This is a genomic window from Nocardia sp. NPDC058058, assembly GCF_042885355.1.
Classification (GTDB): domain Bacteria; phylum Actinomycetota; class Actinomycetes; order Mycobacteriales; family Mycobacteriaceae; genus Nocardia.
Genome location: NZ_JBHVSA010000002.1, coordinates 395,305 through 409,558 on the forward strand (window position 1 = coordinate 395,305; position 14,254 = coordinate 409,558).

Genomic DNA, 14,254 nt, shown 5'->3' on the forward strand with positions numbered 1-14,254 from the left:
TCACCCGAAAATCCCGCCGCGACGCACCGGATCGGTGAGCACATCGCGAATCAGCAGACCCAGGTCCGCGTCCGCGCCCACCGGGCGATAGCGCAGTTCACACTGCGGGTGACCACCCGCAGAGACCATGAAACGGGTGAAGCCCTGGGAGGTGCGCTCCCATATGGCCTCCGCGCCCAGCTGATCGACCTCGATCTCCTGGTCACCCACCCGCAGCACCAGACCGCGCGCGGCGCGATAGAAGACCACCTGGATGCCGTCGCAGTCGCCGTAGACGCCGGCGAGTGCGCCCGCCGCCACCGGAGCCGATTGCAACAGTCCGGTGCCGGGGTCGAAGGTGGCGAACTCGCCGTACCCGGAATGCGAACGGAGATAGATCATCCCGTTCTTCGCCGGACCGCCGCCCGCGCGTGGGAAGCGGCGGTCACCGCGGCCGCCATTGCCCCTCGCGCCATTGCCCGCACCGGCCGGAGTGCCCGGCGGCATGGCCGGGGATCCGCCCATCGGTGCGCCCGAACCATTTTGCGCCGCATTGCCATTCGTGGACGGGTCACCCTGGGTTGCGGGATTCGCGGTGCCAAGTCCCCCGGCAGTCGGGTCGAAGCCCGGAGGTGAGCCGGGGCCACCGTGCAGCGGCGTCAGGGGCGGTGCGCCGGGGTTGCCCGGGTGCGCGCCACCACCGAGGGATTCCAGCAGACGGTTCACGGCTGCCGCCGGATCGTATTGCGGCGGTGCGCCATTCGACGGGTGTTGTGTGGACGGCAGCCCATTCGACGGATGCGATGTGGACGGCGACCCGTTCGACGGCGACGACTGCGGCGGCCAGGTTGAGCCCGGCGACTCGTACGACGGCTGGGATGAGCCCGGCCAGCCATTGGACGGCGTCGAGCCACCCGGCTGCGAACCACCCGGCCAGCCATCGGTGGGCGGCCAAGGCACCCCGCCAGGCCAGCCCGCCGGGGGATGCGACGAACCCGGCATCGGTATGCCCGGCGGCCACGAATCAGTCGGCGGCCAGGGGCATTCCGGCGGCCAACCGGCAGGCGGGTACGGAACGGTTGGAGGCCAGGGCATCCCCGGCGGCCAGCCCTCCGGAGGCGTCGGAATATTCGGCGGCACCGGAATTTCCGGCAACTGCGGTAGCTGAGGCTGCGGCACCTCCGGCAACTGCGGCTGCGGGAGATGCGGCATCGACGGACCCCCGGGTCCGCCCGGCTGCGGGTATGGCTGGGGCTCGGGTTGAGGCTGCGGCTCGGGTTGAGGCTGCGGCTCGGGTTGGGGTTGAGGCTGCGGCTGGGGTTGGGGCTGCGGCTGGGGTTGCGGCTGGGGTTGCGGCTGCAACTGCTCGTCCGCAGGCGGCAGGCTCCACGGATACGGCTGCCGCGAAGGCTCAGGTGTGTAATCCGGCAGCCCATACTCGGGCTCCCGATGCGGAACGTGAGGCAGGTGCGACCGCACATGCGCCCAATCCAACTCGGACCGCTGCCGCGCACCCTCCGAATCTGAGTCATCACTATCCGGATCCGGTTCCGCGCCATCGGGTTCCGAACTATCCAGGTCAGAACCATCCGGGTCAGAACCGTCCGGGTCAGAACCGTCCGGATCAGGGCCGGTGCCGTCGCTGCCGCTGCCGTCGTCCTCGCCGGCGGTGTCGCCGGGGTGGCGGCCGCCGCCCGCTCCCGAGCCGGAGTCATTGCCGGAACCGGAGGCGTCGGTCTGCGGATCAGCCTCGTGATCGGTGCTTTCGGGAGCGTCTATTCCCTTGGTGGGGGCGGACTCTCCCGCATCGTCGGCCTGGCTCGCACGCTTCTCGTCGGGGATCGAGGTGTCGCCGGTGCCTTCGTCCAGGGCAAGGTCACGATCGGTCGGCGGTGCTTCGCTGGACGGTTTCGACGGGGTGTCGATCGTGGTATCCGACTGCGGTGCAACGGATTTTGCGGGGAGGCCCGATTCGGGGTGCGCGGAGGTTTCCGGAGCGGGATGGGGTTCCGGGGTGATCGGGGCGGGGAGGTCGGGGAGGTAGCGGACGGCGCGGGCTCCGGTGAGGGTGCCTTGGATCAGGACCTGGGCGAAATCGTCTTCGATGTAGATGGGCTTGAAGCGCCAGGCGGCGTCGGCGGGCGGGAGGCCGGTGGCCCATTCCAGGATGAGGCCGTCGCGGCCCGCGAAAACGCCCGCGGTGGTGCGATTTCGGGACCAGGAGGTGGCGTCGCTCTGTTCGCCGAGGTGCGAGGTGTGGCCTTCGTAGTCCAGGTCCAGGACGCCGCGCGGGGACACCACACCCGATAGTGCGGCGGTGTACGACGGGTTCACCGAACCGTCCGGCAGCAGGCGCGGGACGCCCCGGTACAGCGGTTCGCCACCTTCGGGCAGCGTGCCTTCGAACAGCACAACGCCGTCGTGATCACCCTGCGGTGCAACCTCTTCCACGCGTGGTTCCGCCACCGCCCCGGCATCGGCGGCCACATCCGGCGCGACCTCGCCTGCGTCCCGCTCCCCCGCCGGAGGAACAGCCGCGCCCGATTCGACGGCCGGATGCCGGGGCGCAGAATCCTTATTCGCACTGGGATGCGGCTGCGGCGCAGCCACTTCCGACAAAGACGACTGCTGCGGGCGATTCTGATCGTGCGCCGGGGACTCTTGCGGGCGACTCTGGTCAGGTACCGGGGACTCCTGCGGGCGGCCCTGGTCGGGTGCGGGGAGTTGGTGGTGGGCGGCTGTTTCGGTGACCGGGGGTGCGGGGTGGGCCGGTTCGGTGGTGCCGCCGGGGGGCTGGTGCGGAGGTTCGGGGTTGGGGGCGGCGGGGGTGCCCGGGGTGCCGGGTGGGAGCAGGTCGGTGACCGTCAGAGTGGGGGTGGCGGCACGGGTGCCATCGGGGAGGAGATCGTCTACTTCGTACAGGCGCAGGAGCTGGTAGTCGATGGAATTGCCGGTGGCCACGAGGGATTCGTGGTCGGCTGTGGGCAGCACGGTACGGGGGTCCGGGTCGAGGGAGACGACCAGGACTCGGCGCTCCTGCGGGAACAGGCCGATACCTTCGACTCGGGTGTGCGGAACCGCCCCTGCCTCGGTGAGCGCCGCGCGCACGGCTTGCACGAGAGCCGCGCGGTGCGCGTCGTTCGCGGTGACCCGGCCCTGAATGGCCTGTCTGATCGTGTTGTTGAAGTCGGAGCGGATGGCGGTGAGTTCGCGCTGGCGGCGTTGCGCCACCTCCCGCCTGTCGAAATATTCGGACGGATTCATGCCCGGGGGTGAGTGATTGATGATCCCCAGCACGTGCGCGTCCTCGGCCGCGAGCGCGGCTACCACCGCTGATTCCAGGTCGCGGATGTCTCGCCCGGTCGGGTCGACACCGAGGTCCGACGCCATCACGCCGGCCCAGTCCATGGCTCGGCGCACATCGTCCAACGCACCGTGCTTGCGGATCAGACTCTGCGTGATCTGCCGCAGCACCTCGGGATCCGACGGCTGGAGTACGCGCGCCGGACCGGCCTCGTCCCACGCACCCGGCTGTTCCGGACCGTTCGCCGCGGGTGGATCGACGTGGGCCGGACCGGCACCGGGGTGAGTGGGGCCATCCGGTTTGGCCGGGGTCGCGCCGCCATCCGAGTCACCCGGATCGACATCGGGATCGCCGGGGGGCTTGCCCGGTTGGGGATCATCCGATCGCTCCAGCGCTGTGGGCTTGCCGGACGCGGAATCGGGCTGTGGCTCAACCGTACCGGGATCGCGTTGCGTTCCGCTGTGCGCGGGAGCATTCGGAGGTTCGGTTACATCCGAACCGGTGCGGTGGGTACCGGGTTGCAGGGCAGCGGGTTCCGTGTGCGTCAGCGGTGGGGTGGGCGTGGCGGGCGACGGGGCGTGCTGGGCGACCCAGTCGACGAAGGCTTCGGCGCTGTGCAGTCGCTCTGCGGCGGAGCGCAATTGACGGAATGCCTCGGCCGGGTCGCCGGTGCCGAGCCGGATGGTGCTGCCCTCGAGCTCCGCCATGGCGCGGTCGAGTTGGCCGGGGGTGAGGTCGCGTTCGCTGGTGTTGAGGCCGGTGGTTTCACGGAGGGTGGCGATGGCCTCGCGGAGTTGGGCGCGGGCGGTGTCGACGGCGCGGTGGGCGGCCGCTTCCGGGGTGTCGGCGGCGGCGCGGGCGGCGGCGTCCAGCCGCTGCTGTTCGGTCTCCCAGCGCGAAACCCGGTCCTGCGCACGGATGTGGTGTTCGGCGGCGTCGGCCAGGTCGAGTCGGGCGCGCTCGGGGGCGGACAGGTTCGGGCGGTGGGCGTCGCCGATCTCGGCGCGGGTGGCGTGGATCCAGTCGCGGGTCAGCTCGTCCGCGGTCAGCGATCGGTCGAAGGCGAGCAGGGTGTCGCGGAGCCCGGCCGCACCCGCCAATTCGATTCGCGCGTTGGAGAGTTCGCGCTGTGCGGTCTGTTCGGGTGTCGCGCCGTCGCGGTAGGCGGCGACGGCGTCGTCCTGGGCGGCGGTCAGGAATTCCTGCGCCAGCCGGTAGTGCTGTGCGGCATCGCGCACGGGGATGAGGTCGTCGGTCCAGACGTCGGCGCGCTGGTGCGCCAGCCGCGACATGCGGTCGACCTGGTCCAGCACGCGGTCGGTACCCAGCCGCGCCAGACCCGGATCCGCGGCAATCACCGCGTCGAGTTCGGTTCGCGCCGAGTCGACTTGGCGTTGCCACACATCCACGGGCGTCTCATCCGGACCGGCGGCGTCCTCGACCGATCGCCGCAGTGCCGACTCCAGATCCGTCACCCGCGTTTCGGCATCGGAGTACGCGCGCGCCGCGTCGACCAGATCGGAGATGCGCTGCTCGTGGCCCGGCAGCGTGCCCGCCTCCGCGGCGGTACGGGTGCCCAGGTAGTCGGCGGTGCCCGGCATGCGCTGCGGGGTGAGGTCACTCGCGCGCAGGGGGCGATTGTCCTCGAGGTACACGCGCCCGACGGCGTAATCGCGACCGTCGCCCGCCAGCGCCAGGCGCTGGCGTGCCTCGGCGAGTTCGGTCGCCAATTCACGCGGCGTGCCCACCGGCGGTTCGGGTTCGGGCGGGGTGGTGAGGTCGTGATGCTCGGCGGCCAGGCGCGCCAGCTCCCGGATATCGGCCGCGCGCGCCTGGACCTCGGCACGCATGGTCTCCAGGACCCGATCGAATTCGGCGGGTTCGAGCCGCTCGTGCTTATCGATCTTGCCGTCGCGGTAGTACTCGTACACCTCGGCGTAGCGCGCGTTGCGCACCTTCTCCACCAGCTCGGACAGCTGATCGGCGGTGAGCGCGCGCCGCGGATCCTCGACACCGGCGCGGTAACCCTCGTACGCCTGCTCCGCGGTGCCGCGCTCGAGGGTGTTCAGCACCTCGGCGAACTGCGCCGGGGTCACCCAATCGTGCAGCTCCTTGGCGTGTTTGGCGTAGAGCCGGACCTGTCGCTCGACATTGTCGATCTCGAAGCCGAGCAGCCGCGACCGCACGCTCGCGCCCTCCGGCGGAGCATCGGAAATCTTCGGCTCGCCAATGGATTCGGCCGGCAGCGCGCGCAGTAGCGCGGGCGATTTCCCGTCGTGGTTCGGCAGCTCGCCATCGGCCACGCGGGGATCGCGGAACGGATCGAAGCGCATATTCTGCCGGAACGGATCGAGATCGCCGATGGTCCGCACGTATTCGGCGAGACCGGCCAGCAATTGCGGTCGTTCCGCGGTGCGATGCAGCAGGTTGTTGATCGCATCCAGCATCGCCTTCGGGCTGGTGGATTCCAGGTCCGGCCCGTAGCCGATGACCTGTCTCGTCGCCTTGTCGATCTGATGCTTGTGTGCGTACAGCTGTTCCGGCGGTATCCCGAGCCGCTCCGCCAGCCGATCACGCGCGGCGAGTAGCACCGAATCCTCGACTCCGGACTTGGTGATCGCCTCCGCGTAGGCGAGCAGATCCTCGACGGCCTGCAAGCGCCGCGCGTGCCGGATGCCGGGGTCCGCCAGCGCCTGCGCCACGGTCTCGGGCGTCAGCATGTCCGGGTCCAGCTTCAGGCGATGCGCGAGATTCTTCAGCGTGCGATCGAGGTCGTGGAAGCTGTCGATGGCATCGCTGGCGCGGATGAAATCCGCCATACCCTCGATCTGCCCGGCGCGCAGCGCGTTGTCCTGTTCCAGTCCGGCGATCGTGCGGGCGAGGTTCTCGCCGAGATCCATGGTGTAGACGCTCAGGCGCTTGGCCACCGCATTGCGCTCCGCGCGCACCACATCCGGATCGCGTGGCACCGCCGCCTCACTGCTGGGAGCGGAATGCGGTTCGAGGGCAACGTGTTCCGGCTGCACGACGCGCCACGATCCGTCGCCGCCCCGCAGCAGTACGGCGGGAACGCGATCGCCGTGCGCATTCAGCTCGTGATAGAACGCGTCGGGCGCGGCGACGGCGCGCACGAACGGGCCGTCCGGGGTCAGGCCGATGGAGCGGTAGAAGAGTTGCAGCTCACCGCGATTCAGCTGTGCGCCCAGCTCGGGATGCGCGGCCAGGGCGGTGGCGAGGCCGACATCATGGTTGGTGTCGCCGCGAATGACCACCAGCCGGTTCGGGTCGCCCGCGTGCGCACCCGGGACGACGCCGAGGCCCGGCGCGAGCTCGACACCTCCGTGCGCGTCCAGCCAGGCCCGGGCGATGCCCTCGGACACGTCGGTCGCACGCGCCCTGGCTTCGATATCGGAGTGCACGAAATCATCTACAGCCGTCGACAATTCACCGAGTTGGTCGTAGCTGTCGCGCAAGCGCATCCGCAGATCGGCGATGGTGTGCGCAATGCCCTCGGGCGTCTCGAGGCTGGTCAGCGGGACCTCGAGCAGCTGCGCCCAGTTGGACCGCTCATCACGAATCTGGTCGCGCTTGAGCGCGGTCTCGAAGAGCGTGCCCGAACGACTGTCGGGCCGCTCGTGATCCAAATCGTCGAAATGCCTGGCCCATTCGCCGCCGTTGTTCGTGCCCAGGAAGTCGAGCGCGGTGACCGGTGGCTGTCGTGGACGCCATTCGAGCGAGGTGTCGTCGGGGTCGACTCCGGCGAGTTCCCTTCGGCGCGCGGCCTTCTCGTCCTCGATCGCCTGCGCGTCCACCCGATGGGACTCGCGCACGTATCGGCCGAGCGGATCCTTGTCGAAGAAGTTGACCTCGCTGTACGGGACCGCCCGATGCTGCTCGTCGAATCGGATGGCGGCATCGCGCAGGGCGTCGATCGCGCCCGCACGGCGGATGAGCTGAGCGGTCTCGGCGTCGACCAGGTTCCGCAGGCTCTCGCCATCGAGACCGGTCAACTCGATGCGCTGCGCGCCGGTGATCCGCACCAGTTCGGCCAGCGCGATATCGCGAGCATCGAAAGCGGCGGCGAGCGGTTCGGGCACCGACGCGCCCCAGTCCGTCACGCGCCTCGGTTCCGGGAGCGTGGGCTCGGCGGGCGGCAGCGCGGCCCGCTGCTCGGCGGCTTCCGCGAGATAGTCTGCCTCGGTGGGCATTTCGGCCATCCGGAGGGATTCCTCGACCTCGGCCCGCAGTTGCGGGTCGGCTTCGGAGTACCACGGCTGATACTCCTCGCCATCGCGCAGATACATGGGGACCGCATCCGCCGAGATGTCGTGCACCCGGCCGATCTTCTCCGCCAGCCACGGCCAGTAATCCACCAGTGGCAGATGCTCGCGCTGCTTGACGAGAGTGGCCAGCTCCTTCCAGACGCGCGGCGGGTTGAGGTCGTCGTGCTCGGCGTCGAGGTGTTCGAGTTCGTGATGGTGGATCTCGGTGCCGAAACTCTTGCCCACACTGATGAAGAACTTCTTGTCCTGGCTGGAGCCGGACGGGTACTTCGGGGTCTGATCCTCGAACCCGTGCATCAGGCGACGCCACATGCGCTTGAGCAGGTTCGGTCGCGGCGCGGCCGTGTCGGTCTTCGGCACCGGGTGCGACGGCAGGTCGGGACGCGGGACCACCTCGGCGCGATGGGTGCCGTCCGGGCGCTCGGTGATGCGCACGTGCACCCGGTTGCCGTCGGCCTCCAGCACCGCGCGCGTACCGTCCGCCTGGTTGTACAGCGTGGCGGCGACCAGATCCGCCACATCGGCTGCGCGGCGCAGGGTTTCGGCGCGCAGCTCGCGCACGGCGGTATCGAGTGACTGCGGTGTGGCGACTCGCTCCGGGGCGACGCCCAGGCGACGCGCCCAATCATCGCGGTCGGCGGCGTGCGCCGCACGGGCCTCGGGATCGGTCTCGGCCTCATGGCGTAGACCGGCCTGTTCCAGGGCTTCGATCCCGCCCGCGCGCAACAGGTTTCGGAACTGGAGGTCACCGGCCACCTCGGACAGGCGCGGCGGAATCAGCTCGGCATCGGACAGGCCGAGCCGCCCGGCGATCTCCGTGCGCAACTCCTCGAGCGACAGCGCACGCGGCTCCGCCTGCGGCGCTGGGCGATTCGCCTCGGCCCACGGGGCGAGGGGAAGGTCGCGGAGTGTGTGCCCCGGTCCGGGCCGGGGCTCTGCGGCCGAGGGCTCGGAGCTCGGGAGTTCGGGCCGAGTAGCGGATTCCAGCTCGGCGGCGGCCAGGCGGTCGTCCAGGCCGAGGGCGCGGCGCTCATTGTCGATGGCGCGCAGTTCCTCCGGCGCGACCTCGGTCCGCCAGTACCGCTCGCCACCGTAGAGCTCCTCCAGCGAGAGCGGGCGGAAATCGTCCCGCCCCATGGCAGATGGCGCGGCACTGTCCGCCGGGTCGCCGAAATGCTCACGCGCCCGCGCCATTTCGGCGATCTCCCAGAGCGTGGAGAGCGGATCACCGTGGCGGGTGAGCGCCTGCCCCAATCCGAGATCCTCGGCGAGCCGGCGCACATACGCATCCCGCTCGGGCGACCGCACCGGCGACTGCGGCCCGACCGGCGACTCCCGCAGGAAGTCCGCCACCGCGCGCAATGCCGCCGAAGCGGCCACCGGATCCACCGGATGCACAACCGCACCCTCGGCGGGCTGGGCAGGCTGGGCGGGCAACTCCATGGTCTGGGTCTCCGCCGTATGCGGATCTACCTCAGGCACCGGTGCGGGAGCCGCCAACGGATCCCGCACGGTAGCCGCCACCGTCGCCTCATGAGTCGCCTCATGAACCGGAACAGCTTCGGTCGCCGCCGGAGCGGCCGGACGGATGGGGGCCGGGCCGGAGCTCGGGGAGCCGCCCGGGGTGGGGTCCTCGGGGGGCGGGGTGGGGCCGGTGTCGTCCGGGTCGGTGGGATCGGACGAATTGTGCGGGCCCTCATCGGGATCGGAGGGTGAGGGGGTGCGCGGGGGTTTGTTCGGCGGTGTGCCATCGCCCGAACCGCCGGCTTCGGGCTTTGGGACGGGCGGGGTGTCGCCGCGATCCGCGAACGCGATGCGGGGATCGACCGGCCTGGTGGCGGGGACGGATTCGGACTCCACGTGGGTGGTGCGGGCCGACTCGGAGGTGGGAAGTACGGGGCGTTCGTTGTGGTGGGCGAAGGCTATTCGGGGGTCGACGGGTGGGGTGTGGGTGGCTACCCAGTCGGAGAAGGCTTCGGCGCGGTGGAAACGTTCGGCGGCGGAGCGCAATCGGTCGAAGGCCGCGCCGGGGTCGGCGGTGGCGTTGAGCATGATGGTGCGGCCCTGGAGGTCCCGCATGGTGGGGTCGAGCAGGGCCGGGGTGAGGAGGGATTCGTCGACGTTCAGGCCGGTTGCTTCGCGGAGGTTGGTTATCGCTTCGCGCAGGGCGGTGTGGGCGGCGTCGTGGGCGCGCTGGGCTGCGGCCGCGGGGGTATCGGCGGCAATTGCCGCGGCGGCCTGCTGGCGGGATTGTTCGGCTTCCCAGCGGGAGACGCGGTCCTGGGCACGATGCTGACGGTCGGCGGCGTCGGCGAGGTCCAGGCGGGCGCGGTCGGCGGCGGGGAGGTTGGGGCGGTGGGCGTCGGCGAATTCGCGACGGGTGGCGTCCACCCAGTTCGGGGTGAGGTCGGCCGTGGTGAGGGGCAGACCGATCAGGGCCGCGTCGCGGAAGGCGTTGGCGGCGAGCAGCTCTCGCTGCGCTTCGGCGAATTCGCGGCGGGCGGCCTGTTCGGGGGTGTCGGCGGCGTGGGCGGCCTGGACGGCATCGGCGTGCGCGGCGTCCAGGTTTTCCTGCGCGTGCTGATAGCGATGTACGGCGTCGCGCAGCGGGACGAGATCGTCGGTCCAGACGTCGGCCCGGTCCAGCGGCATGCGGGACATGCGGTCGACCTGATCGACTACGCGGTCGAAGCCGACGCGCGCCAGGCTGGGGTCGGCGTCGATCAGCGCCTGCAAATCTGTTCTGGCGGAATCCAATTGACGCTGCCAGACATCGACCGGGGTCTCACCGGTGGCCCGCGCATTGTCCACCGCGTGCGTCAGCGCCGCTTCCAACTCGGTCACCCGGGCCTCGGCGCGGGTGTACTCCCCCGCTGCCGCAACGAGATCCGCGATGCGCCGCTCATGATCCGGCAGCGTCCCGGCCTCGGCGGAATTGCGGGTGCCGAGGTAGTCCGCGGTGCCCGCGATGCGCTCCGGGGTGAGGTCGCTGTCCAGGATCGGCCGGTTGTGCTCCAGGTACATGCGACCGACCGCGTGCTCGCGGCCGTCCCGCGCCAAGTCGAACTCGTGCCGCGCGGCCGCCAGGTCCGTGGCCAGCTCATCCAGATTCCGTTGCGGCGGTGCGGGTTCCGGCGGCCGGGTAAGCCTGTTGTGCTCGTCGGCGAGCCGCTCCAGCTCCTTGATATCGGCTTCGCGGGCGGCCACCTCCGCGCGCATGGTGTCGACCGTCTCGGCCAGCTTCTCCGGGGTGAGGCGCTCGTGCTTGTCGATCTTGCCGTCGCGGTAGTACTCGTACACCTCGGCGTAGCGGGCATTGCGAACCTGATCCACCACATCGGAGAGTTCGTCCGGGGTGAGTCGCCTGTTCTCGTCGGGGGTGCTCTGCCGGTAGGCGTCGTAGGCGGCTTGCGTATCACCGCTTTCCAGAATGCGCAGCACCTCGCCCAGCTGCCCCGGGCTGAGCCGATCGTGCATTACCCCGCCGTGCTGCTCGTAGAGCGCGACGGTGCGCGGAATATTGCCCAGATCCACGCCGAGCAGTCGCGACCACACGCCCGCCGCCTGCGAGGGATTATCGGAAACCGGTGGCTCACCGATGGATTCGCTCATCAGCGCGCGCAGCAGCGCCGGGGCGTCGCGATCGTGGATCGGCACCTCACCGTCGGCGGCGCGCGGATCGGTGAACGGATCGAAGCGCAGATTCTGCCGGAACGGATCGAGCTCGCTGAGCGCGTTGACGTATTCGCCCAGTGCCGCGAGCAGTTCCGGGTTGTCGCCGGAGCGATGCAGCAGATCGTTGACCGCGTTCAGCAGCTCCTTGGGGCTGGTGCTCTTCGGATCGGGCGCGTAACCGACGACCTCGCCCAGCTTCTTGTCCACCACATGCTTGCGCGAGTACAGCTCATCCGGTTCCACCCCGAGCCGGTGCGCGAGTCGATCGCGTGCCGCCAGCACCGCACCGGAATCGACGTTGTCCCGCAATACCTTCGCGTAGTCGAGCAGATCGCCGACGGCCTGCAGGCGGCGCACCTGGCGCATGCTCGGGTCGGCCATCGCCTCGGCCAGCCGCTTGGGCGAGAGGTTCTCCGGGTCCAGGCCGAGTCGATGCGCCAGATTCTGGAGGGTGCGATCCAGGTCGTGGAAATTGTCGATGGCGTCGCTGCTGCGAATGAAATCCGCCATGCCCTCGATCTGCGCGGCGCGCAGGGCGTTGTCATGGCGCAGCGCCGCGATGGTGTCGTCCAGGATGCGGCCCGGGCCGAGATCCATGCGGTACACCGAGAGCCGGGCCGCGACCGCGTTGCGTTCGGCGCGCACCACATCCGGATCGCGCGGGACGGCGGGCTCGGTACTCGGCGCGGCATGCGGCGCGACCGGATCGGGGGTCGCCTGCACGACCCGCCACGGGCCGTCGCCGTCACGCAGCATGAGTGCGGGCAGGCGTTCGCCCGCCGCGTTCACTTCCTGGTAGAGGGCCTGCGGCGGTTCGCGATCCATGATGTGCAGTTGGCCGTCATCGTTCAGACCGACCACGCGGTAGTCGAGTTGGAGATCGCCGCGGTTGAGGAGTGCGCCCAGGTCGGGGCGGGCGGCAAGCGCGTCGGCGAGCCGGACGTGGTGGTCGATATCGCCGCTGATGACGACCAGGCGGTTGGGCGCGCCCGGATGCTCGCCCGGGTACACCCCGACGCCGGGCTCCAGCATGACGCCGCCCTGCGCGTCCAGCCAGACATGCGCGGCGATGTCCACCAGCTCCGTCGCGCGAGCACGCGCCTCGCCCTCCAACCGCTGGAAATGGTCTACGGCATCGATGAATCCGCTCAACTGATCGACGCTGTCGCGCAATGCCATGCGCAGGTCGCCGAGGGTGTGCCGGATCTGGTCGGGGCTCAGGCCCTCCAGTGATTCACCGATCAGCTGCGCCCAATTGGAGCGCTCATCGCGGATCTGATCGCGCATGAGCGCGTCCTCGAACAGCTGGCCCTCGCGGCGCGAGGAGAGCTCTTCGTCGGGATCGGCGAAGTGCCGGGCCCATTCACCGCCATTGTTGACCCCGGCCGCGTCCAGCAGGGAAGCGCGGGGTTCGCGCGGGCGGAACTCCAGTGAGTCGTCGTCGGGGTCGGCCCCGGCCTCCTCGCGGCGGCGCTGAGCCCGCTCCTCCTCGACGCGAATCGATTCGGCGAGACGGGTTTCGCGGACGTAGCGGCCCAGCGGGTCCTTGTCGAAAATGCTGACCGGGCTGTACGGGATGCGCTCGTCTTCGACATTGAAACGGGTGGCGGCGTCCCGCAGCGCTTCGATCGCACCCGCACGGCGCATCAGCTGGTAGGTGGCCTCGTCGACGGCACGGCGAAGGGTGGCGGGATCGGCGTCGGACAGGTCGATACGGTGCTGGGCGGCCGCACGCACCAGATCCGCGAGCGCGGCGTCGCGGGCCTCGAGGGCGGCGACCAGCGGTTCGGGCAGGTTCGGGCCCCAGTCGCGATCCGGGTTCGAATGTTCGGGGTCGCCGGTCGGCAGGGCGCGATGCGGATTCGGTTGTGCGCCGTCGGGATTCGCTTCCTCGGCGGCGATTCTGGCGTAGTCCTCCTCGGTCGGGAGACCCGCCAGGCGCAGGCTTTCCTCGACCTCGGCGCGCAGCACCGGATCGGCCTCGGTGTACCAGGGCTGGTACTCCTGGCCGTCACGCATGTGCATGGGAACCACGTCGGCGGAGATCTCCGCGATGCGGCCGGTGAACCGCCACAGGATCGGCATGCGTTCGCGATCCTGGTAGATGGTGGCGATTTCCTTGGCCGCGCGGACGGGGTTGAAATCGTCGTCGATATGGGCGAGGAAATCGTTGTGGATGAGGTCGCCCAGGCCGTGCGTGAGGTTGACCTGGCCCTTCTTGTCCCAGCCGGAACCGGACGGGTATTTCGGGGTGTCGGCGTGGTAGCCGCCCATCATGCGCTGCCAGATGCGGCGCAGCAGACCGGGGCGCTTGGTGACCGTCGCGGGCTCGGCGCTGACCGGTTTCGGCAGGTCGGGCCGCTGGACCGCTTCGACATGCCGGGTGCCGTCCGGGGATTCGGTGATGCGGACGTGCACGCGATCGTCACCGGCGGCGAAGACCAGGCGGGTGCCCTCCTCGGCGTACGGGTTGTGGAAGGTGGCGGCCAGCAGGTCCGCGATATCGGCTGCGCGGCGCAGGGTTTCATCGTGCAGCGCGGCCAGGGTGGCATCGCGATGTCGCGGATCCAGAGCCTGCGGGTCGGTCACGCCGAGCAGCCGGGCCCAGTCGTCGCGGTCCGCGGCCAGACGGGCGCGCTCGCCCGGATCGGTGGCCTGGTCGTAATGGCGCATCGCGCGATCCAGGGCGTCGATCGCACCGGCGCGCAAGGCATTTCGGAACTGGAGTTCACCGGCGACATCGGGCAGGTGGGCCGGGGTGCGCTGCTGATCGGTCAGGCCGAGGCGGTCGGCGATCTCGGTGCGGAGTTCGTCGAGGGTCAGGACGTGCGGATCATCGTGCGACATATCGCGATGCACGCTCGACCAGGGTTCGAGCGGAAGATCGCGGCGCGGTTGACCGTCGGGTTCCGGGCGGTTCTGCGGGAACCGTCCCGCGTCGCGTTCGGCGGGACCGAGTTTGCCGAGATCGTCCGCGCGCATCGACACCGGCGGGCGGCCCTGATCGGGGTCA

General features: G+C 70.1%; 1 protein-coding gene (cut by a window edge). It reads right to left on the reverse strand.

Going from position 1 to position 14,254, the window contains the following annotated elements:
• Nucleotides 1-14,254 carry the end of a hypothetical protein gene (locus ACFVUS_RS16895; RefSeq protein ID WP_387766558.1) on the reverse strand. The gene runs 18,878 nt beyond the window's last position, so the window shows 14,254 of its 33,132 coding nt (coding positions 18,879-33,132); its start codon lies off the right edge, out of view; its stop codon occupies nt 1-3.